This is a genomic window from Bacillus sp. URHA0034, assembly GCF_056280405.1.
Genome location: NZ_JBWCDK010000002.1, coordinates 3,891,779 through 3,911,843 on the forward strand (window position 1 = coordinate 3,891,779; position 20,065 = coordinate 3,911,843).

The 20,065-nt window shown below is 40.7% G+C and carries 23 protein-coding genes and 1 pseudogene; 16 read left to right on the forward strand and 8 right to left on the reverse strand.

The features are described from left to right. Positions 1–281: 281 nt before the first annotated feature. The 5 genes from ACZ9EE_RS20695 (at position 282) to yunB (ending at position 4,651) form a co-directional block, all read left to right on the forward strand. Positions 282–1,136 (forward strand): DUF72 domain-containing protein, encoded by an 855-nt coding sequence (locus tag ACZ9EE_RS20695; RefSeq protein WP_476030095.1) that lies wholly within the window; start codon positions 282–284, stop codon positions 1,134–1,136. 18 nt (positions 1,137–1,154) lie between these two features. Further along, entirely contained in the window at positions 1,155–1,976 is an 822-nt protein-coding gene (locus ACZ9EE_RS20700; RefSeq protein WP_476030097.1) for a sulfite exporter TauE/SafE family protein, read from the forward strand. 6 nt (positions 1,977–1,982) lie between these two features. Further along, complete coding sequence (locus ACZ9EE_RS20705; RefSeq protein WP_476030099.1) at positions 1,983–3,335, forward strand: bifunctional metallophosphatase/5'-nucleotidase; 1,353 nt, start codon at positions 1,983–1,985, stop codon at positions 3,333–3,335. Positions 3,336–3,402: 67 nt separating this feature from the next. Beyond that, entirely contained in the window at positions 3,403–3,705 is a 303-nt protein-coding gene (locus ACZ9EE_RS20710) for a YunC family protein (protein WP_476030101.1), read from the forward strand. Positions 3,706–3,832: 127 nt separating this feature from the next. Continuing rightward, positions 3,833–4,651 (forward strand): sporulation protein YunB, encoded by an 819-nt coding sequence (yunB, locus tag ACZ9EE_RS20715; RefSeq protein ID WP_476030103.1) that lies wholly within the window; start codon positions 3,833–3,835, stop codon positions 4,649–4,651. A 235-nt stretch (positions 4,652–4,886) separates the two neighbouring features. On the opposite strand, the gene ACZ9EE_RS20720 is transcribed toward yunB, so the two are convergent. After that, the gene (locus tag ACZ9EE_RS20720; protein WP_476033031.1) at positions 4,887–5,858 is read right to left on the reverse strand and encodes a M23 family metallopeptidase; all 972 of its coding nucleotides are present in this window, start codon (positions 5,856–5,858) and stop codon (positions 4,887–4,889) included. 188 nt (positions 5,859–6,046) lie between these two features. On the opposite strand from ACZ9EE_RS20720, the gene lipA reads away from it, so the two are divergent. After that, positions 6,047–6,979, forward strand: a complete 933-nt coding sequence (gene lipA / locus ACZ9EE_RS20725; RefSeq protein WP_476030105.1) for a lipoyl synthase — start codon at positions 6,047–6,049, stop codon at positions 6,977–6,979. Positions 6,980–7,079: 100 nt separating this feature from the next. On the opposite strand, the gene ACZ9EE_RS20730 is transcribed toward lipA, so the two are convergent. Beyond that, positions 7,080–7,811, reverse strand: coding sequence for a YhcN/YlaJ family sporulation lipoprotein (locus ACZ9EE_RS20730; RefSeq protein ID WP_476030107.1), 732 nt, complete (start codon positions 7,809–7,811; stop codon positions 7,080–7,082). Between the two features lie 119 nt (positions 7,812–7,930). On the opposite strand from ACZ9EE_RS20730, the gene ACZ9EE_RS20735 reads away from it, so the two are divergent. Next, on the forward strand, positions 7,931–8,206 hold the full coding sequence (locus ACZ9EE_RS20735; protein WP_476030109.1) for a YutD family protein: 276 nt from the start codon (positions 7,931–7,933) through the stop codon (positions 8,204–8,206). Positions 8,207–8,303: 97 nt separating this feature from the next. On the opposite strand, the gene ACZ9EE_RS20740 is transcribed toward ACZ9EE_RS20735, so the two are convergent. Then, positions 8,304–8,588, reverse strand: a complete 285-nt coding sequence (locus ACZ9EE_RS20740; RefSeq protein ID WP_476030111.1) for a cytosolic protein — start codon at positions 8,586–8,588, stop codon at positions 8,304–8,306. A gap of 58 nt (positions 8,589–8,646) precedes the next feature. Continuing rightward, positions 8,647–8,913: a DUF3055 domain-containing protein gene (locus ACZ9EE_RS20745; RefSeq protein ID WP_476030113.1), complete on the reverse strand. Its 267-nt coding sequence runs from the start codon at positions 8,911–8,913 to the stop codon at positions 8,647–8,649. Between the two features lie 185 nt (positions 8,914–9,098). Here ACZ9EE_RS20745 and ACZ9EE_RS20750 point away from each other — a divergent pair, with 185 nt between their 5' ends. Further along, on the forward strand, positions 9,099–9,536 hold the full coding sequence (locus tag ACZ9EE_RS20750; protein ID WP_476030115.1) for a DUF86 domain-containing protein: 438 nt from the start codon (positions 9,099–9,101) through the stop codon (positions 9,534–9,536). A gap of 71 nt (positions 9,537–9,607) precedes the next feature. Beyond that, a complete protein-coding gene (locus ACZ9EE_RS20755) occupies positions 9,608–10,372 on the forward strand; it encodes a TIGR01457 family HAD-type hydrolase (protein ID WP_476030117.1) in 765 nt (254 codons plus the stop codon). A gap of 236 nt (positions 10,373–10,608) precedes the next feature. Here ACZ9EE_RS20755 and ACZ9EE_RS20760 read toward each other — a convergent pair whose 3' ends face one another. Further along, on the reverse strand, positions 10,609–11,118 hold the full coding sequence (locus ACZ9EE_RS20760) for a phosphatidylglycerophosphatase A family protein (protein ID WP_476030119.1): 510 nt from the start codon (positions 11,116–11,118) through the stop codon (positions 10,609–10,611). A gap of 239 nt (positions 11,119–11,357) precedes the next feature. Here ACZ9EE_RS20760 and yutH point away from each other — a divergent pair, with 239 nt between their 5' ends. After that, positions 11,358–12,374 (forward strand): spore coat putative kinase YutH, encoded by a 1,017-nt coding sequence (yutH, locus tag ACZ9EE_RS20765; RefSeq protein WP_476030121.1) that lies wholly within the window; start codon positions 11,358–11,360, stop codon positions 12,372–12,374. An 84-nt stretch (positions 12,375–12,458) separates the two neighbouring features. Beyond that, positions 12,459–13,451 carry a 2-hydroxyacid dehydrogenase gene (locus ACZ9EE_RS20770; protein ID WP_476030123.1) on the forward strand — a complete coding sequence of 331 codons (993 nt, stop codon included), beginning with the start codon at positions 12,459–12,461 and terminating at the stop codon, positions 13,449–13,451. Between the two features lie 178 nt (positions 13,452–13,629). On the opposite strand, the gene ACZ9EE_RS20775 is transcribed toward ACZ9EE_RS20770, so the two are convergent. Then, positions 13,630–13,869 carry a NifU family protein gene (locus tag ACZ9EE_RS20775; RefSeq protein ID WP_098528048.1) on the reverse strand — a complete coding sequence of 80 codons (240 nt, stop codon included), beginning with the start codon at positions 13,867–13,869 and terminating at the stop codon, positions 13,630–13,632. A gap of 151 nt (positions 13,870–14,020) precedes the next feature. Here ACZ9EE_RS20775 and ACZ9EE_RS20780 point away from each other — a divergent pair, with 151 nt between their 5' ends. Next, positions 14,021–14,350 (forward strand): YuzD family protein, encoded by a 330-nt coding sequence (locus ACZ9EE_RS20780; protein WP_476030125.1) that lies wholly within the window; start codon positions 14,021–14,023, stop codon positions 14,348–14,350. 84 nt (positions 14,351–14,434) lie between these two features. Here the strand turns inward: ACZ9EE_RS20780 and ACZ9EE_RS20785 are convergent, their stop codons facing one another. Next, positions 14,435–15,502: an NAD(P)/FAD-dependent oxidoreductase gene (locus tag ACZ9EE_RS20785; RefSeq protein WP_476030127.1), complete on the reverse strand. Its 1,068-nt coding sequence runs from the start codon at positions 15,500–15,502 to the stop codon at positions 14,435–14,437. A 223-nt stretch (positions 15,503–15,725) separates the two neighbouring features. On the opposite strand from ACZ9EE_RS20785, the gene ACZ9EE_RS20790 reads away from it, so the two are divergent. Together ACZ9EE_RS20790 and ACZ9EE_RS20795 are read left to right on the forward strand one after the other, a co-directional pair. Then, a complete protein-coding gene (locus ACZ9EE_RS20790) occupies positions 15,726–15,965 on the forward strand; it encodes a YuzB family protein (protein WP_476033033.1) in 240 nt (79 codons plus the stop codon). 128 nt (positions 15,966–16,093) lie between these two features. Continuing rightward, positions 16,094–16,460, forward strand: a pseudogene (locus ACZ9EE_RS20795) (HesB/IscA family protein). Positions 16,461–16,680: 220 nt separating this feature from the next. On the opposite strand, the gene ACZ9EE_RS20800 reads toward ACZ9EE_RS20795, so the two are convergent. Beyond that, entirely contained in the window at positions 16,681–17,679 is a 999-nt protein-coding gene (locus ACZ9EE_RS20800; RefSeq protein WP_476030129.1) for an NAD(P)/FAD-dependent oxidoreductase, read from the reverse strand. Positions 17,680–18,144: 465 nt separating this feature from the next. On the opposite strand from ACZ9EE_RS20800, the gene ACZ9EE_RS20805 reads away from it, so the two are divergent. Together ACZ9EE_RS20805 and ACZ9EE_RS20810 are read left to right on the forward strand one after the other, a co-directional pair. Continuing rightward, entirely contained in the window at positions 18,145–19,362 is a 1,218-nt protein-coding gene (locus ACZ9EE_RS20805; RefSeq protein ID WP_476030131.1) for an NAD(P)/FAD-dependent oxidoreductase, read from the forward strand. Between the two features lie 109 nt (positions 19,363–19,471). Further along, a complete protein-coding gene (locus ACZ9EE_RS20810; RefSeq protein ID WP_476030132.1) occupies positions 19,472–19,963 on the forward strand; it encodes an NUDIX domain-containing protein in 492 nt (163 codons plus the stop codon). Positions 19,964–20,065: the final 102 nt, after the last annotated feature.

Here is a 20,065-nt window from a genome sequence, read left to right on the forward strand (position 1 = left end):
TTATTAAGTTTTTATAACGGCGATGAGGTGGATACACAAGGGTTCGTTGCTATGTTTACGGAATTAAATAGAAAACGGACGGAAAAAAGTCCAATGTTGGCGGAAAAAACCAGGAATTCTGCGGGAATGCGCAGTAATCCAACGGAATAAATCCAAAAACGTGCGGAATAACGGCAAACGTAAGCTTCTTAAAAAACCAAATCTGAATAAATACAAAAAACCCGTTCTTATTTTGGCGGTAGAAAAAATGGTTATGCTATTATTAAGTAGGGGTGACAGACTTGATTTATATTGGTGTAACCGGCTGGGGCGACCATGACAGCCTTTACCCGGAAATAAAAGCCTCAAGAGATAAACTAAAGAGATATGCTGGACACTTTCCCATCGTGGAGGTGGACACCGCTTTTTATGCCATCCAGCCCAAGCGAAATGCCGAAAAGTGGGTAAAGGATACCCCTGATGGTTTTCAATTTATTGTCAAAGCCTATCAAGGGATGACCGGCCATTCCCGGGGAGAAATTCCGTTTGATAACATACATATGATGTTCCAAGCTTTCAAAGAGTCTTTGGAACCCTACATGGAAAAAAATAAATTAGCCATGGTGTTGTTCCAATTTCCACCTTGGTTTGAATGTAAAAGAGAAAATGTAGATTATTTACGCTGGTGCAGACAAGTGATGGGGGACATCCCCTGTGCACTGGAGTTTCGGCACCAATCCTGGTTTGCGTCCTCCTACCTTCAAAGAACCTTAGAATTTATGAAAACAGAAAAATGGATTCATAGTATATGCGATGAGCCGCAATCTGGCCAAGGGTCGATTCCGACCGTCCTGAAGCCCACGACTTCCGAACAAGTACTGGTTAGATTTCATGGCCGTAATGTTTATGGCTGGCAGAAACGGAATGCCGATAATTGGCGGGAGGTCCGTTATCTCTACCGCTATAATCAGCAGGAACTGCAGGAATGGAAGGATCATATCGAAAAATTAGCAAACGAATGTAAGGATATATATCTTCTCTTTAACAATAACTCTGGTGGAGACGCGGCCGATAATGCTAAAGAAATGATGAAACTCCTAAACATAACGTATGAAGGACTCGCTCCAACACAGCTGGATTTTTTTAACGAACTTTGATCATTGGAGATGACCGTAATGGAGTGGATTCTTTTAATTGTAATAGGAATAGCGGCTAGTTCACTTGGATCCCTGATTGGTATGGGGGGAGGAATTATCGTCGTTCCTGCATTGCTTTACCTGGCAACACTTCCCTCCTTCAGCCATTTGACTCCACAGGTTGTTGTAGGAACCTCGTTGTTTACGATGATTTTTACAGGCCTATCGTCCACATTGGCCTATATGAAACATAAAACAGTCGATTATAGAAGCGGGCTCATTTTTCTGATCGGCAGCGGACCAGGAAGCATCTTGGGCGCATGGGTAACAGAAAAAATGGACTTACACTCCTTTAACATCTATTTCGGTACGTTTATTCTTTTTGTTTCATTCGTCCTGGTAGTGAAAGACAAATTAAAGCCACTCCCGTTCCGTAAAGATAAAGGAATTGTTCGAACATTTACCGATAATGCCGGGCGCTCGTTTGAATATGGCTACAACCCAATTCTTGGAGTCGTGATTGCTTTTATCGTAGGATTTCTTTCAGGAATTTTTGGAATTGGCGGAGGATCATTAATGGTTCCAACCATGATCTTGCTGTTTTTCTTCCCGCCGCATGTGGCCACAGCGACATCGATGTTTATGATTTTACCCACTTCCATTCTGAGTTCGATTACCCATATCGCTTTAGGAAACGTAAATTGGCTATATGCCTTGGCCTTAATTCCGGGGGCCTGGATCGGTGCTAAGGTGGGTGTATTTTTAAATACCAGGTTTAAGAGTAAAACGATTGTCTTTATTATCAGAGCCACCCTTATCATAGTTGGGGTGCGTTTAATTTATCAAGGGATAGCAGGGTAGGTAAAAATGGAAACGATACATATCTTTCATACAAATGATTTTCACAGCCACTTCGAGCATTGGCCAAGAATCGAACATTTTCTCCTGACAAAAAAGGAGTATCATCACACAAAGGGGGAAGAGTTTTTTTTATTTGATGTTGGTGATTTTATTGACCGCTGGCATCCCTATTCAGAAGCGACCAAAGGAAGAAGCAATATCGAATTGCTAAATAAAATTGGCTATACAGCGGTTACCATCGGCAATAATGAGGGAGTTAATCTCCCGCATGAGGATTTGGACCATCTATATGATTTGGCCGACTTCGATGTACTAAACGCCAACCTGTATAACGCCGATGGAAGCTATCCTAATTGGCTCAAACCCTATAAAGTCTATTCCACTACAAAGGGAACTCGAATTGGTGTGGTTGGTCTCACCGCCTACTTTCACCATCTCTACACACTATTGGGATGGGAAGTCACAGAGCCGCTTACAGAACTTAAGAAATGGCTTGAGCCTTTAAAAAAAGAAGCTGATGTCATCATCTTACTCTCCCACCTCGGGATAAATGAGGACGAAACTATAGCGGCCCATTTTCCAGAAATCGATGTCATACTAGGAGCTCATACCCATCATTTCATTGAACAAGGTAAAGTGGTGGGGCAAACACTGATTGGTGCCGCCGGGAAATTTGGTCACTTTGTCGGTCATATGACACTAAACGTCGATGAGGAAAAGGTTATTCAAAACAAAAAAGCGGTCCTCTATGAATTTAAGGATATTCCTGCGCCACCAAATGAACAGGAACAGGTCACGGCCCTTTTTGAAAAAGGAAAAGAGCTCTTAAATCAACAAGTTACCACTCTAAAGGAACCATTGCTTCACGACCCCTTTCATGAAACCAATCTTTCGAAGTTATTGTGCAAAGCCTTAAGGGATTGGTGCCAAACAGATTGTGCCATGATCAACGCAGGACTTCTCTTAGGTTCATTATCTGGGGTCGTGACCACATTTGATTTACTGACTATTTGTCCCCATCCAATAAATCCGTGCGTTGTTGAATTGACCGGGGCGGAACTAGAAAAGATTTTAGTGGAGACCAATGGAGAAGAACTCGCACGCAGAGAAATAAAAGGACTAGGTTTTAGGGGGACCGTCTTGGGGATATTCGTTTATGAGGGAATCCAAATTGAAAATGGTCGTATCTTAATCCAAAACACCTCTTTGGACTATGATAAAACCTATACGTTAGCGCTGCCAGACATGTTTACCTTTGGCCATTTTTTCAAAGAGGTTTTACCGCACAAACAAAAGGACTATTTTCTTCCGGAATTCTTGCGTGATTTACTAAAATGGGAGTTAGAAAAACGACAATAGACCATAGCCTGTCACCCTTTAATCCTTCTAATCATACAGTGATAGTAAGGAAAGGGGTGAGGAACCTTTGGTTGAGCTTTCACCAATTGATATCAATGGCCATATCTTCTTGGCTGTTACGGTGTTACTCCCTAAAACCACCTTGCTGGCCGTTACAAATGATAAGGGCTATATCATGTGTGGTGCATTAGATATAGGTTTACTAAATGATAAACTGAAAGATCGAAAAATCATTGCTGGCCGCGCTGTCGGTGTACGGACGATTGAGCAGCTTCTAAATGCCCCTTTAGAGTCGGTGACATGGGAAGCAGAGGAACTTGGTATTCATAAGGGCATGATCGGTAAGGAAGCCTTGCTTAAAATGATTTAATTGCTTGCTATTAGCAAGCATTTTTTTGTTTTGCATCCGGGAGCTGCATGGTTGTGACTCCTGCGTCCTTTTTTATGGGCTAGTTCACCTTTCTTGTGCATACATTTAACAAGAAGGGGTGATTTTCTTGGCTAAGTTGACAAGACGGCTTCATAAACGGGGGCCGCTGCCATTCCGCTATGTCCTGTTACTATCCTTTATCCTTTTCTTATTCTCTACTGCCTCTGGTTTATGGCTTGTAAATAAAGGGATTGAGCCGACATTAATGAGTATTGCAACATCAGAAACTCGCAATATCGCCTCGCTTGTTATCAACAGAGCAATTACCAAACGAACCACCAATGTAGGTGATAACAATAATGTGATAAAAATCGTTCCAGGCGGTAATGGAAAGGGACAAAACGCCCAATTAAATACCGATTTAATCAATCGCGTTCTCGCAGAAACGACAGCACAGATTCAAAAGAACTTAAAAACGGCTAAAAAGGGTGATATCGCATTATTGGAAAATGATGTAGAAATTGAAACACAGGACACCGAAAAAGAGGACGGAATTGTCTGGTATATTCCTTTAGGGCAGGCAACGAATATCTCCTTATTAGGGAATATCGGTCCGAAGATCCCAGTGAGATTCCACGCAATCGGTGAAGTGGAACCGGATGTGCATATTGCCACAAAAGAAATGGGAATCAACAATACGTGGCTCGAGGTTTCAGTTGTTATTCAGGTTTCTGTGCAAATCATTACTCCATTTGCAACTGAAGTGACGAAACTAAAACAAAGTATTCCAGTGGGCGGAACACTTGTTGAAGGAGAAGTACCACAATTTTATAACAGCGGCGGCAACTTAACACCTTCCATTCAGATACCGCAGAGCAAGAGCGATAGTCAGACTGAGACAAAAAAGAAAAGCACAAACAAAACTGAAAAAAATAAAGGGAATTAAGTAAGGACTGATCCTTTTCGGACAGTCCCTTTTTTATCGTTTAGGAAATTATAAAATTTTCGCTTGTGGATAACTGTTAATATAAGGACTTTCGACGTCTAGCTCCAGCGCCTAGCCCCTCGAGGTCATAAGCCACTCTGGGAATAAAGGCAAAGAGCGCCTTCCTCCCCAGAGCGTCTTATGCTTGTCGGTGCTGTTCAAGGCGCTTTCGCTTTTGTTCTTTATAGGATTCTTGTCAACGAGACTTCTTTGCTTTACGGAGCTCGATTCGCTCCAGCCGTTTCCACTGCGCTAAGTGTGGATAGGGATCAAACGACCATTCGGTAATTCCATTGTCTTTATACATTCCGTAATGTAAATGCGGCGGGAACTTTCCAGAGGTTCCTGGAGGACCGTATCCAGTACTGCCGACACCGCCTATTACCATGCCTGGTTCAACTACTTGCCCCACCTTTAAGTCTTTGGCAAAACCGCTAAGATGGGCGAAATAATGATATGTGTTATTAATATCACGAATGCCAATTCTCCAGCCGCCAAACTTATTCCAGCCTTTCATCTCCACAATCCCATAGGCCGTAGCTCGGACCGGAACGCCATAACCGGCAAAAATATCGGTTCCTTCATGGATTCTTCTTCCGCCCCATCCGCGTGCATCGCCCCAAGTACTGCGGTAACTATGATTGCTGTATAATGGAACAGGAAAAACACGTTTATCTAGATCAATGCGTCCAAAATGGCGGTAAATTTTGACCTTCCCTGCAATAATGCCAACTGATCGATCGCGATGATAGTAGTTCCATAATCCAATTTTTATATTATCAGGATCAACACCGTATGAAAGGAGATAATTTGCAAAAGCATATAAAACATCCTCATCGCTTTTTAAACTCGCTTTGCCATCTCCGTCACCATCTACACCCATTCCATCAAAAAGCTGGATCACAGCCGGATTCTCTTCGTTCGGATTTGGGTTTGTCAAACCTGCCCACACCTCTGGACGAAAATAAATACCGATTACGCCTTCAGCTTTTGGTAAATCTCTGCGAGACAGACGGACGCTTCGCTCGTATTGATCAATGGCGGCTAAATAATACCAGGGGATTTGGGTGATTGTTTCGACTTTTTTATAGAGCTTCATTCTTTCCTGATAGGGATCGGTTTCTTGTGCATGAGCATCCCTGACAGACAAAGTAGAAGTAAAAAGCATAAGGATGGTTCCAATCATTAGAACAGCCCGCAACAGGAATCCTCCTTCCAATTAATGTACAACTTTAGTGTGTGAACTTTTAGTTATTTCATAATGGTTAATAATTGGTAATCAAGATTGAAATGCTTGTTGTTCATCCTCTAGTATGATAAAGTGACTAAGAACTCAATTTGAACCATATATGTACTTTGAGGAGTGTAAAAATGAGCAAGAAAGAAGAAATTTTACGTAAGCCTGAATGGCTAAAAATAAAATTAAATACCAATGAGTCTTATACAGGCTTAAAAAAAATGATGCGGGAAAAAAACTTACATACGGTTTGTGAAGAAGCTAGATGTCCGAATATTCATGAATGCTGGGCTGTAAGACGGACAGCTACTTTTATGATTCTAGGGGATACCTGCACACGTGCCTGCCGATTCTGTGCGGTAAAAACAGGTCTGCCAACAGAGCTTGATTTGCAAGAGCCAGAAAGAGTTGCCGACTCTGTTCAATTAATGAATCTAAAGCATGTCGTGGTTACGGCCGTTGCTCGTGATGATTTAAAAGATGGCGGTGCGGCAGTGTTTGCGGAAACCGTTCGAGCGATTCGACGTAAAAATCCCTTTACAAGTATTGAGGTTCTGCCTTCCGACATGGGAGGAAAGGAAGAGAACCTTAAAGTCTTAATGGATGCGAAGCCGGATATTCTTAATCATAATATTGAGACGGTAAAACGTTTAACTCCAAGAGTAAGGGCACGGGCTAAATACGACCGTTCCCTTGAGTTCCTTCGCCGTGCGAAAGAGATGCAGCCAAGTATTCCAACCAAATCAAGCTTAATGATTGGTCTGGGTGAAACAAAAGAAGAAATTTTGGAAGTTATGGATGATTTAAGAGCCAATCATGTCGATATCATGACGATTGGCCAATACCTGCAACCGACAAAAAGCCATTTAAAGGTTGAAAAATACTATACACCTGATGAATTTAAGAAATTACAGGAAATTGCCTTCAGTAAAGGCTTTAGCCATTGTGAAGCAGGTCCGCTTGTACGTTCCTCTTACCATGCAGATGAGCAAGTAAATGCAGCTGCCAAGCATAAGCAATTGCTGGGTGAAAAAGAAGCCAAAGAGGCATAGAAAAGTGTAGCTGCGGGTGCTGGACGATTTTCAAAGTTATTCCTATATATGTCACACCCATAAAAAAGAGTTCAGCCAAATCGGCTTGAACTCTTTTTTATTATTTATTGTTATCATTCATGTTAGTGTTTTTGCCGCCGCCATTTGTATTCTTATCCAGGTTCTTAGCGTTATTATAGTTTTTATTATTTGGATTTGGCGTATTTTTGATATCAAAATCATCTGGTGTGCGGCCATTTTCGTCTTCACTTGCGTTCAAGCGTGCTCCCTGAGGAGACTTTAGCATTTGCGTAATGACACTATTGACCGAATTACGGGCATGCCGGCTTGTGGAATCGACGCTTGCAAGATTTTGTACATCGCGCATTAGTGTCGCATTATCGGTCACATAGACATGATAATAACGCGGAACGACTGAAAAGGCTGTTTTTTTAACTTGGTCAGCAGTCAAATTTCGGTTTTTAGTATCCGTTCTATATGCGATCAATACTTCTTGGTCTGTTACAAGTGTAGCCACGTCATGTACATTATGAATATTCGCACTGTACTTACTGATTATATTAGCTAATTGTTCGCGGTCGAGAGCTGTATAATGGTCATTTGCCGTATTGTCATTCATTAGTGGGCTTTTTTGATGACGGACAAAACCATAGTTGGTACTTGCATTCCGAATACCGCGGCCTGCACCTTCATTATAAAGTTCATGGCGCTTATTATTGACGTTAATGGTGTTGCCGCTCTCTTCATATACATCATTATTACCGTTATCTTTTGAGCAGCCACTTAATGCTGTTATCGTACATAATCCTGCGATTACGAGTAACTTTTTCAAATTTATTGCACCTCCTATACTTAGGATGACCAAAGCAAGCATTTATTTTCTTAGCAATTGATGGTGAATCGGGTATAATGAGAAGTAGGAATTTGTCGGCTAAAAACGAGGTGAAATAGATGATTGAGATCAACAATACCACATATGAAATCATTCAAGAATATCGAAATGGATATAATGAAGAGGCCTTGAAAGCAAGATACAGTGATATTTTAGCAAGATATGACTATATTGTCGGAGATTGGGGATATGGGCAGCTTCGTCTTAAGGGTTTCTTCGATGATCAAAATCAAAAGGCTACATTTGATACCAAAATAAGTACCCTTAGTGAGTATCTTTACGAATACTGTAACTTTGGCTGTGCCTTTTTTGTCTTGAAAAAAGTAAAAAAATGAGAAGGATCAGAACTCTGACCCTTCTCATTTTTTTAGATAAAAGTATATCATTAGAATTTTCCTGCCTGGAATACATTGCTAAATCGATGCTTCCGCTTTAATTATCATATGGCGGCTGTTCCTCTTTGTTCGGATCATCATGAGTTGGATGGGCTCCTTCCATCTGCCTTGGAATATCCTGATGCAAGGATTTATATTCATAATTAAAATTGCTGTAATAACGCTGTCCTTCTTCCCATTCAGTACTCTTATTCTGAACAGGCTGATCTTGACGAATCGGTGAACCATATGAACCTTCAGGAAACTCTTGTGCCGTAAGATAAAGATGCTGTTTTTCAACATTTGATAATTCAGTATATTTTTCAGAGCCTTTATTCGTCATGGTTTCACTCCTTTTGCCCTTATTATGAGACCATGGAGTGTAAAACATGTGTGGTTAATTAGACGATTTCTGCTAAAAAGCTGCGCAGCTCTTCTGCATCTTCTTCGTTTAATTGAAAAGCAAACTCTAAATAGCCTTCTTCCTCTAAGTCATCATGGCCAATAATGGCAAAACGGTTTCCTTGCATATCCAATACTAACGATTTTCCATAATGGCGATTGGTTTGAATAATGACTAAATCAAATCGTTGGTTTTCTCCAACAAAACTGACAAAGCGTGTCTTTGCATTTTCTGTATCATCATATAAATAAAAACGTTCGTTCATTCAGCTGTCTCCTTTTTGCTTGTCATTTCTACCTTCTCTATAGTATCAAATTTAAGAGGCGGTTGGGAGGATTCGACACAAGTTTCAAGATTTTTGTCTTCCTAAAAATGTGATTTGTTGGTTTGTGATACAATAAGAAATGGTATGATTACATAAAATAAGCACGGTGGAAGGAAGTGGACTAGGTGTATTTTGTTGACAGAGAAAAAATTGAAAGCACGCTCCAATATTTAGAAGTACAAATCCATCTATTCCGAGGTCAGCAGGATTGGACGTCGCCTCTTGAAAAGGCAGCCTTGGAACGTCTTTGTCAAATGATGATTGAGTCTATTTTAGATGTTGGAAATAGCATGATTGATGGCTTTATTATGCGTGACCCCGGCAGTTATGAGGATATTATTGATATATTAATCGATGAAAAAGTGATTAGTGGAAATACAGGGGGAAATTTAAAGCTCCTGATTCAGTATAGAAAAAACCTTGTTCAGGATTATCTTGAGATTCCTCATCAAGAACTGCAAGAACAATTTTCACAATATCTGCATGAGTTAGAGAGTTTTACAATCAATGTTCGTGGTTATTTAGTCAATGAATTAGGACCTGTTTCTGCATTTAGAAACTAATGAATGGACCGTTCAGACGGTCTATTTCTCTTTTAAGCTGACATTAGATATACATAGGAGCGATTTATTAAATGAAAAAATATAAAGGCTACTTAATTGATTTAGATGGGACAATGTATAAAGGAACAGAGCGAATTGAGGCGGCATCTGATTTTGTAAAAAAACTGAGGGATAACCATATTCCTTATTTATTTGTAACAAATAATTCTTCCAGGACACCAGCCCAAGTCGCTGATAAATTAAACAGCTTTAATATCCCGGCAGAGGAGCAGCTTGTGTTTACGACAAGTCAAGCGACGGCTAATTATATTAACGAGCAAAAAAAGGATGCTAGTGTTTATGTGATTGGGGAAGAGGGACTTCAATTAGCGATAAAGGAAAAGGGGTTTACATCTGCTGGGGAAAATGCGGACTTTGTAGTCATCGGGATTGACCGTGAAATCAGCTATGAAAAGCTAACTGTTGCCTGCCTGGCAGTCCGCAATGGCGCTAAATTTATCTCAACAAACGGAGATATTGCCATCCCAACGGAGAGAGGGCTTGTCCCAGGAAACGGCTCGCTTACCTCGGTTATCACCGTTTCAACCCAAACAAAGCCGACTTTTATTGGGAAACCGGAAGCAATTATTATGGAACAGGCCTTAAAGGTGTTAGGTACCTCTAAAGAAGAAACACTGATGGTAGGGGATTATTATGATACCGATATATTAGCGGGCATGAATGCAGGCATGGATACTTTGCTCGTTCATACAGGTGTCACTACCAAGGAAATGTTGTCCGGATATGACCGGAAGCCAACGTATTCCATTGACACATTGGACCAATGGGAATTTTAAAAGGGGCTGATCCAAAAGGTGATTGATGAATAACTTTTGCACACTCTGTTGATTGGAGCGGAAGGCGCGAAGACTCCTGCGGGAGTACGGGGCAGGGGAGATCCCCGTAGGAGCGAAGCGACGAGAAGACTTCCCGTACCGCTCGCGCCTGGAGCGGAAATTAACAGACTTGTCTAATGGATAAAAAAGAGGGTGTCCCTAAAGTTATACTTTTAGGACACCTTCTTTTTTGGCTTTTAATCTTCCTCTTCTTTATGTGCAGCACGGTGGGCCAGTCTGCTTGAAGCTGCTGCGGCAATCGCACCGACAATATCATCTAAGAAGGTATGACATTCACCGGTGGATTTATCGTTTAAGTGACCCAAAATTCCAGGCTTAAGCTTATCAATATAGCCATAATTAGTAAAACCGATGGAACCGTAGACATTTACAATCGAAAAAGCCAGGATTTCATCCACACCATAAAGACTCTCATCCGAGCCGATAATCGATTGAAGCGGTTCTTCCAGCAATCCTTTTTCAGCTAGCACGTCAAGCTGTATTCCGGTAAGAATCGCGTTTTGTACCTCCCGTTTGGAAAGGACCCGTTCTACGTTTGAAACGCAATCTTCCATTTTTAAATTTTTATGATATTTCTCCTGCAAAAAGAAAACTAAATCGGCAATATCTTTAATTTCGACGCCTCTTTCTTTCAACCATTTGCGTGCCGTTTCTTCGGTTAGATCCACTTTTTTGTCGTCTGGCATCTCCTAATCACCTTTTCCTTGTGAAATTGGAAAACAACTTGAATTTAGTTCCAGCACTTTCTATTTTCACTATATATATTTTTTTTATCCGTAGATTATGCAGTTTCTCTTCGAATGGACAAACTAAAATGTTCTGAAACCCGACTTCCATTAGCCTATTAGCCATTTTAAAAAACAACAAGTTTTTAATTACTATACATATACATAGGGTAATGAAGGTAATGAGGCGGGGTGTAGGAATGCTTCAAAAAATGCTGGAGAATCAATATGGAATTACGGTAGAAGAATATGTAAAGCTAGATGCCTACGAGGCCTTAAGAGGAAATGGCTGGCTTTACTTAATATCTCGTCCAGGGGGAAAGGCAGAAGAGGATATCTCAGAACTAGAAAAAATTGCGGAGCATTTAAGAAATTATGGGGATCAAAATGTGCCGATTTTTTTACAGTCTAAAGAAGGCAGCTTAATTACCACATGGGAAAAAAATCAATATTGCGTTCTAGCGAATCGTCAACTGGAAGAACAGCGAAAAATAAAGTTAGGACGGAAACTTGCTAAATTCCATGAACGAGGGAGGAGAGTTCCGTTCTCAATTGAAAGGTCCAGCCGAATTGGGCAATGGAAATCGTTATGGGAGAAGCGCTTGGAACAAATGGAAAAGGTTTGGAATGGCCAGTTGTTTCAGTCCCCGGAAGATGAATTTGAACGAATGTTTATTGATTCTTTCCCCTATTATCTCGGTCTAACGGAAAATGCCATTCAATACCTAGTCGATACCGAGATTGATGATGAACCGCATGAGACCGATAGTGGGACAGTTTGTCATGAGCGGTTTACAAGCAGGACCTGGGGACCACATAACGAGTATGTCATTAAAAATCCATTTGATTGGGTGTTTGATCATCGAAGCCGCGACTTGGCGGAATGGACCAGAGAACGATACTTTCGTAATATCCAAACCTATCAGGTTGAATTGCGGAACTTTTATGAAGAATATCAGAGCATTGCTCCTTTATCGTCATTTGCTTGGCGTTTATTGTATGCTCGTTTAGTTTTTCCGCTCCACTATTTTGAATGTATTGAAAGTTATTATATCACCCGTTCAGAACAAGAAAAGAAAGTACTCGAAGAAAGGTTGAGTAAGATTTTACGGCAATCCAGTGATTACGAACGATTTTTAGCGGAATTCTATCCCATATCTGGTGCGCCGATCAAACAATTACACCTTCCACCGCTAGATTGGCTTTATCCAAACTGACCCATTTTAATTGTTCAAAGGGCTCATATTATAACATTTATGGTACAATCATTAATAATAACTAAGCTCAAGGATGTGACACGTTTGAAGCCCTACGTTTATATTACGAGAAAGCTTCCAGATGCATTAGTGAAGCCGCTCCAAGAAAAGTATACCATTAATATGTGGAAACATGATGATATTCCAGTCCCAAGAGATGTCTTAATGGAAGAAGCAAAAAAAGCAGATGCTCTGTTTACAGTTCTCGCTGATTCTATTGATAAAAGTGTTCTGACGGCAGGAAAAAATCTAAAGGTTGTCGCAAACCTCGCCGTTGGCTTTGATAATATCGATTTAAAAACTGCAAGTGAACAAGGCATTGCGATTTGCAATACACCGGATGTTCTTACAGATACCACTGCAGATTTAACCTTTGCGCTATTGATGGCTGCAGCACGAAGAATTGTCGAAGCGGCAGAATATCTCAAAGCGGGAAAGTGGCAGAGCTGGAGTCCCTTTCTTTTAGCAGGCCATGACTTACACCATAAGACGCTAGGGATTGTGGGAATGGGAAAGATTGGGGAAACCGTTGCCAAACGTGGAACAGGCTTTGATATGAATATTCTTTATTATAACCGGACGAGAAAACCGGAGGCAGAAAAGCAGTTAGGTGTTACCTATACATCGTTTGATGAACTTGTTGAAAAGTCAGATTTCATTGTCTGCTTAACACCGCTTACTCCTGAGACAAAAAATCTGTTTACCCGGGAAGTTTTCCAAAAAATGAAGCCGTCTGCTATCTTTATAAATGCTGCAAGAGGTGCGGTAGTGGATGAACAGGCATTATATGAAGCCCTTCAGGCAGAAGAGATTGCCGGAGCAGGACTAGACGTGTTCCAAAAGGAACCGATTACTGCGGACCATCCTTTATTACAGCTTCCTAATGTCGTTGCCCTGCCGCATATTGGAAGTTCAAGTACGGAGACAAGAACAACGATGATTCAATTATGTATTGAAAATATTAGCTCGGTTTTAGACGGGAAAGAGCCTAAAACTTTAGTAAACAAGGACTGGCGGCCCTTAGTAAAAAAATCGTGAACAAAGTAAAAGCGAATGCCGTTTTAGGCACTCGCTTTTTTTATATTTCAGTCAGTAACCATCTAGCTCCAGCGCCTAGGGGCTCAGAGGTCTACAGACAATCCGTCAAGAAGGCTAAAGAGCAGCCTTCTCGCCAGCTTGTCTTATGCCTGTCGCCCCTGTTCAAGGCGCTTCCGCTTTAGAATACTTGCTCGACTTCAACAATGCCAGGAACTTCTTCAAGCAGGGCTCTTTCGATGCCGGCTTTTAGTGTGATTGTAGAACTAGGACAGCTGCCGCAAGCACCTAAAAGGCGAAGCTTTACGATACCTTCCTCTACATCTACTAATTCACAATCTCCACCGTCACGAAGAAGAAATGGGCGTAATTTATCTAGTACTTCTTGTACTTGTTCAAAAATTTCAGTTTCTGTTGCCATGTGATCGACTCCTTTCCTACTTATATTATAATGTGAATAGTGCTAAAAATCCATTCTCAGAAATTAGGAAAATACACATTTAAAGACATTATTTTAAGTTTTTATCTTAGTTTTAGTTTAAAATAAAAGAAAACTGACAGGAATGATTAAGATGGGTACTAATGATGTGGAAATTGTTCTATATGGGGCCGAAACCTTATGCCCAAGCTGTGTAAATTTACCCTCTTCAAGAGAGACCTTTGAATGGCTCGAAGCCGCCATTGCTAGGAAGTTTCCGAATCAGCCGTTTAAGATGACCTATGTTGATATTTTTCAGCCAGCTGGTGACAGCGACAAACTAACGTTTGCTCAGCGGGTCATTGAAGAAGATTTGTTTTATCCGGTTGTAGTTATTAAGGAAAAAATTGTGGGTGAAGGGAACCCACGTTTGAAAACTATTTTTGCAGAACTAGAAAAGTATGGATATAAAGCCAATGTATAAAAAGAAGCATTCCGACGGGAATGCTTCTTTTTTACGTCCTGCTCAGCAACCAACCAGCGACTCGTGCAGTTGCTAATCTCTTTATCAGCCATTATGGAATTTATACATCCATAAAATTCCTGACTTTAAGATACGGGCGACACGGCCAGTAATGGGCCTGTCGGCCATGACTCCAAAGCCTTGTTTTTTTCCAAGCGAGCCAAGGACACCTTTTAATTTAATAGTCGGAAATGCTGCTGGCAGTGGTTCACCATTCCAGCGTTTTCTTAATACTTCCACAATCTGTTCCGCCTGTCCTTCCGCTAGTTGTGCACTAGGGGCGTGGGGTGCACTGGCACAGTCACCGACAATAAACACATGTTCATCGTTTGGCAGGTGATGGTGAGGTGTCACGATTAATCGGCCTAAGCGGTCTTTTTCCCCGTCCATTTCACGGACGATCCTATTCGCTTGAATACCAGCCGTCCAAACAATCACATCACACTCAATCGGTTCACCGTGGTTATATAGACGTCCTTCTTCGACTTTTGTAATATTGGATTGGTTAATGATTTCGACATTATTCCGGACAAACCAGTTTTCTACATATTTACTCAATCTCTCGGGAAAGGAAGATAAAATATGTTTACCTCTATCAAACAATTTTATCTGAAGATCTTCACGGCTTTCACTTAACTCACTTGCTAACTCGACGCCGCTTAAACCAGCTCCGACAATCCCAACTACGGACCCAGGACCAAGGTTGTTTAAGACGGAGTAGGTGAGCCGGGCCTTTGCAATCGATTGGATACTATAGGTAAATTCTTCAGCTCCTGGGACATCGTGGTATTTATCTTCACAGCCCAGGCCGATGACTAAATCATCATAGACAATCGGTTCGGCATTCTTCATGATAACTTGATTATTCTTGGAGTCGATACTCGCTACTTCTCCATATTTAATCTGCAATCGTGGGTGTTCAGGAAAAGCAACCCGCACTTCTTTATCAGAAATTGTTCCTGCGGCTAATGCATAGTATTCGGTTTTTAAACAATGATATGGAACACGGTCTATAAGTGTAATTGAAACGTCTGAGGGCAAATGGTTTGGCAGAAGTTCGCTCAAAATTTTCATACCACCATAGCCGCCACCGAGAATCACAAGGTTTTTCATCGATTATTACCCCTTTGTTTATCAGGCATTATGATCTTATCAATTAGTCAGGATGAATAAATAATAGTAGAATAATATTATCTACTTAACCACATTCGAGTATATCTAATTTGTGTCGAAATAACAACATTTTCATTCAATTCTTGACAAGATGGTGGGAACGTGGTAATTGACGGTTTTGTTTAAATGGAGTAGGATAAGTAGGTGTGGAGAGGTGAAAATGTTGATTAAGCCGATCATTGAATTTTGCATAAGCAATCTGGCGAATGGTGCTCAAAAGGCACTTGAAAAACTACAAAGAGATCCGAACCTGGATATTATTGAATATGGATGTCTGGGATACTGTGGGAAATGTGCCCTCTCACTATATGCTCTAGTAAACGGAGATGTTGTGACCGGAGATACTCCTGAGGATCTGGTTGATAATATTTATCAATACTTAGAGGAAAATCCAATGTTTTAGATGAAGGAGCTGTTGTGCTCCTTTTTATATAATGCGAAGTTCTACTAAATTTGTGCTTTTATTCGGTTGAGACTTCATTCATAAGTGTATATACTAAATTAAAAGCCGTAGGAGAAGGAGGAGTTATGATGAGTAAAGAAGTTGTGATCCTGACTGAAGCGGCATCATTACACATTAAAGAGATGATGAAGCATAATGAAGAGGAAGGTGCCTTTTTACGTGTAAGTGTAAAAGGCGGTGGCTGCAGCGGCCTATCTTATGGTATGGGCTTTGACCATGAAGTAACACGAGGATGATCTTCAGTTTGACCAGTATGATATTCAAGTTCTAGTCGATAAAGAAAGTGCACTTATATTACAAGGAACAAAAATTGATTATAAAGAATCGATGATGGGCGGAGGCTTCACCATTGATAATCCAAACGCCATCGCTTCATGCGGCTGCGGTTCATCGTTCCGTACTTCAACAGCAGCAGGAACACCGGAAGAATGTTAATAAACAGAAGAGGCTAGGTTTTTGATGAATAATTTTTGCACACTCTGTTGATTGGAGCGGAAGGCACAAAGACTCCTGCGGGAGTACGGGGCAGGGGAGACCCGCAGGAGCGAAGCGACCTCCCCGTACCGCCCGCGAACCGCTTGTGCCCGGAGCGGAAATCAACAGACTAGTTTATGTATAAAAAGGAAGGTGCCCCTACTTTTGGGACACCTTCTTTTTATTGATTAAACATCGAGGAACTATGGATCGGCTGAATTTTTGATTTTGGATCAATGTAGGATTTTGCATTGTTGATGGCTGTTGGTGCTTCACCAAACCCACAGGCAATTAGTTTCGCTTTTCCAGGATACGTACAAATATCACCCGCTGCGTAAATGCCAGGTATATTGGTTTCCATTTTTGAATTCACAACAACGGAGTTCTTTTCAATTTCAAGTCCCCATTCTTTAATGGGTCCAAGTGAAGAAACAAACCCATAATTACAAATAACCGCATCAACATCAATGGTTTCGGTTTCTGGACCGCTTACTGTCTTAAGGACAACTTGTTTTATTCCGTTTTCGTCACCAATCAACTCTGCTGGTACATAGGGAGTTTTTACATCAACCTTCGAGCGTAAAAGATTCTCCACACTGTGTTCATGAGCACGGAATTTATCACGACGGTGAACAATGGTTACTTGTTTAGCAATAGGCTCAAGCATTAACGCCCAGTCGACAGCAGAATCCCCGCCGCCAAAGACAACGACGTTTTGTCCTGCGAACAGATGTAAGTCCTCAATAAAGTAATAGAGGTTTTTCTTTTCATACTGCCCTGCGCTTTTCAGCTCCAAACGACGCGGCTGGAATGCCCCGTTTCCAGCTGTAATGATGATTGATTTGCTATAGTGAACTTCTTTATTAGTAGTTAATTTAAAAATGCTGTCTGCTTGTTTTTCTAGCTTCTCAACCGACTGCTCTAGGACTACGGTTGGTTCGAATGTGGCCATCTGTTCTTTCAAATTATTTATTAATTCCTGTGCGCGAATTTTTGGAAAACCAGCCACATCATAAATATATTTTTCCGGATATAGGGCCGATAACTGACCGCCGAGCTGTGGCAAGCTCTCAATGATCTTTACTGACGCTTTTCTCATACCGCCATAAAAGGCCGTAAAAAGACCGGTAGGACCACCGCCGATAATCGTAATATCAAATACTTTTTGATCTTTTTGCACTTAGGATCCCCCCAACGAGTAGTAACAAACTTCTTATCCTATCACAAATAACGCTTAACCCTATATCGCATTTAGAGTATTCAAACAGGAGGAATTTTTGGACTGAATAATTTAGCGGAAATATTTTTATAAATGCTTGAAAATAGAGTGAAAGTAGCATAAGATGTATTGTGAATATATTGTTAAGAAATTGTGACAGAATAAGTACAGTTATGTGAATGAGTCTCTATTCATACTATTCATTTTTTTCTTTAAAATTCCTCACTCGCTTTCTATGTACTTATGGTCATATCTTTTTCTTTATTCCTATTCGTGAATTACATCACATAATTTTTTTCGCTATGTATCGTGAAATATCTCACATACAGCAAATTTCATCTAAGTAAAATAAAATTGGTCATAGCAGTGGAAGATAAGAAAAAGAGCATTTATACAAAAATTAAGATAAAGGTGGAAGTGATCACTTTGAGAAAGCCTAAAGTTGTTATTCTCGGTGCAGGTTACGGCGGACTTCTTACAGCCGTTCGTTTACAGAAGTTAATCGGCGTTAATGAAGCAGATATTGTGTTAGTAAATAAAAATGACTACCATTATGAAACGACATGGTTGCATGAGGCATCTGCTGGTACGCTTCATCATGATAAAGTCCGCTATGATATTCGTGATGTTATCGACCGCAGTAAGGTTGATTTTGTACAAGATACTGTCGTTGAGATTAAAAAAGACGAAAAGAAAGTTGTCCTTGAAAAAGGCGAAGTCGATTATGACTATCTAGTAATTGCCCTTGGCGGTGAACCGGAAACATTCGGTATCAAAGGCTTAAAAGAATATGCATTTGGAATTACCAATGTCAATTCTGCCCGCCAACTACGTGAGCATATTGAATATCAATTTGCAACGTACAATATGGAAGAGGAAAAGAATGATAATCGTCTTTCCATCGTTGTAGGTGGTGCTGGTTTTACTGGTATTGAATTCCTTGGCGAGCTAACAAATCGAATTCCAGAATTGTGTCATGAATATGATGTAGACTTCCATAAGGTGAAAATTTACTGTGTGGAAGCAGCGCCTACTGTATTGCCTGGTTTCGATCCTGAGCTAGTAAATTACGCCGTTTCTACGTTAGAGCGTAAAGGTGTAGAGTTTTTAATTGGTACGGCTATTAAGGAAGCCGTTCCTGGCGGTATTCTTGTCGCAAAAGGCGATGCTGAGCCATATGAAATTAAGGCTGAAACGGTCGTATGGGCTGCCGGGGTCCGTGGTAACTCTGTCATCGAAAAATCAGGATTTGAAGCAATGAGAGGCCGTGTTAAGGTTCAACCAGATTTACGTGTTCCTGGTTTTGATCATGTCTTCATCATTGGTGACAGCTCTCTAGTTATCAATGAAGAAATCAATCGTCCATATCCGCCAACAGCACAAATTGCGATGCAGCAAGCAGAATTAACAGCTAAAAATATTGCTGCTTTAATTCGTAATAAGTCAGAATTAGAAAACTTTACGTTTGATAATAAAGGTACTGTTTGCTCTCTTGGTGAAGATGATGCAATTGGTGTAGTTTTTGGCAAAAAACTTACCGGCGGAAAGGCTTCTTTTATGAAGAAAGTGGTCGATAACCGTGCCCTGTATATGATCGGCGGAGCAGGTATGGTTCTGAAAAAAGGAAAATTCAATCTATTTTAAAGTTGAAAAGTATAAGTACATTGCTAGAGTATTTTTTACAAAAAAGGACAGAGATCATCTGTCCTTTTTTGCTATGATAATAAGAAAGGGTTGAGAATGGAGGGGTTACGTGAATACTCGTGAGAAACGCGGCAAGGTATGGCTGGCTGTTTCCGGACTGGTTAAATCGAGTGATGGAAACTGGCTAGTTGTGAAAAAAAGATATGGCGGCTTAAAAGGCCAATGGTCATTGCCTGCCGGCTTTGTAAACGAAGGGGAAACAGCTGATGAGGCTGTTGTTAGAGAAGTGAAGGAAGAAACAGGTATTGATTGTGCTGTTTTGGGGCTGATGGGGTTAAGAACAGGTGTTATAAAAGGGGAAATCAGCGATAATTTGATTGTGTTTTTACTTGAGCCAATTGGGGAGTTAACCATTACACATCAAGACAATGAGCTGTATGAGGCCAGATTTATTGCTCCACAGGAATTGCTATCCAAAAAGAATACGTCCATTCTGTTACGCTATCTAATCAAGGAAAGCCTAACAGTAATCAAACCGGAGACGAATGGGATTAACCCTGGTGATCAATTTGGTTACACGGCCTATAAATTATTTTTTTAATTTTTAGATAATTTAAGCAACCTTACGGAAATGGAAGATAATCTGACATGTATCCGTTTTCATATGCGATTTTGCGTGAATTTAGCACTTTTCTTTTTCTTG

Coding starts and splice junctions, on each gene's coding strand:
- ACZ9EE_RS20775 (WP_098528048.1), bottom strand. CDS start 13,869: ATGGCAACAGAAACTGAAATTTTTGAACAAGTACAAGAAGTACTAGAT.
- ACZ9EE_RS20735 (WP_476030109.1), top strand. CDS start 7,931: ATGATTGAGATCAACAATACCACATATGAAATCATTCAAGAATATCGA.
- ACZ9EE_RS20780 (WP_476030125.1), top strand. CDS start 14,021: ATGGGTACTAATGATGTGGAAATTGTTCTATATGGGGCCGAAACCTTA.
- ACZ9EE_RS20755 (WP_476030117.1), top strand. CDS start 9,608: ATGAAAAAATATAAAGGCTACTTAATTGATTTAGATGGGACAATGTAT.
- yutH (WP_476030121.1), top strand. CDS start 11,358: ATGCTTCAAAAAATGCTGGAGAATCAATATGGAATTACGGTAGAAGAA.
- ACZ9EE_RS20760 (WP_476030119.1), bottom strand. CDS start 11,118: ATGCCAGACGACAAAAAAGTGGATCTAACCGAAGAAACGGCACGCAAA.
- ACZ9EE_RS20705 (WP_476030099.1), top strand. CDS start 1,983: ATGGAAACGATACATATCTTTCATACAAATGATTTTCACAGCCACTTC.
- ACZ9EE_RS20745 (WP_476030113.1), bottom strand. CDS start 8,913: ATGAACGAACGTTTTTATTTATATGATGATACAGAAAATGCAAAGACA.
- ACZ9EE_RS20700 (WP_476030097.1), top strand. CDS start 1,155: ATGGAGTGGATTCTTTTAATTGTAATAGGAATAGCGGCTAGTTCACTT.
- ACZ9EE_RS20740 (WP_476030111.1), bottom strand. CDS start 8,588: ATGACGAATAAAGGCTCTGAAAAATATACTGAATTATCAAATGTTGAA.
- ACZ9EE_RS20785 (WP_476030127.1), bottom strand. CDS start 15,502: ATGAAAAACCTTGTGATTCTCGGTGGCGGCTATGGTGGTATGAAAATT.
- ACZ9EE_RS20720 (WP_476033031.1), bottom strand. CDS start 5,858: ATGCTTTTTACTTCTACTTTGTCTGTCAGGGATGCTCATGCACAAGAA.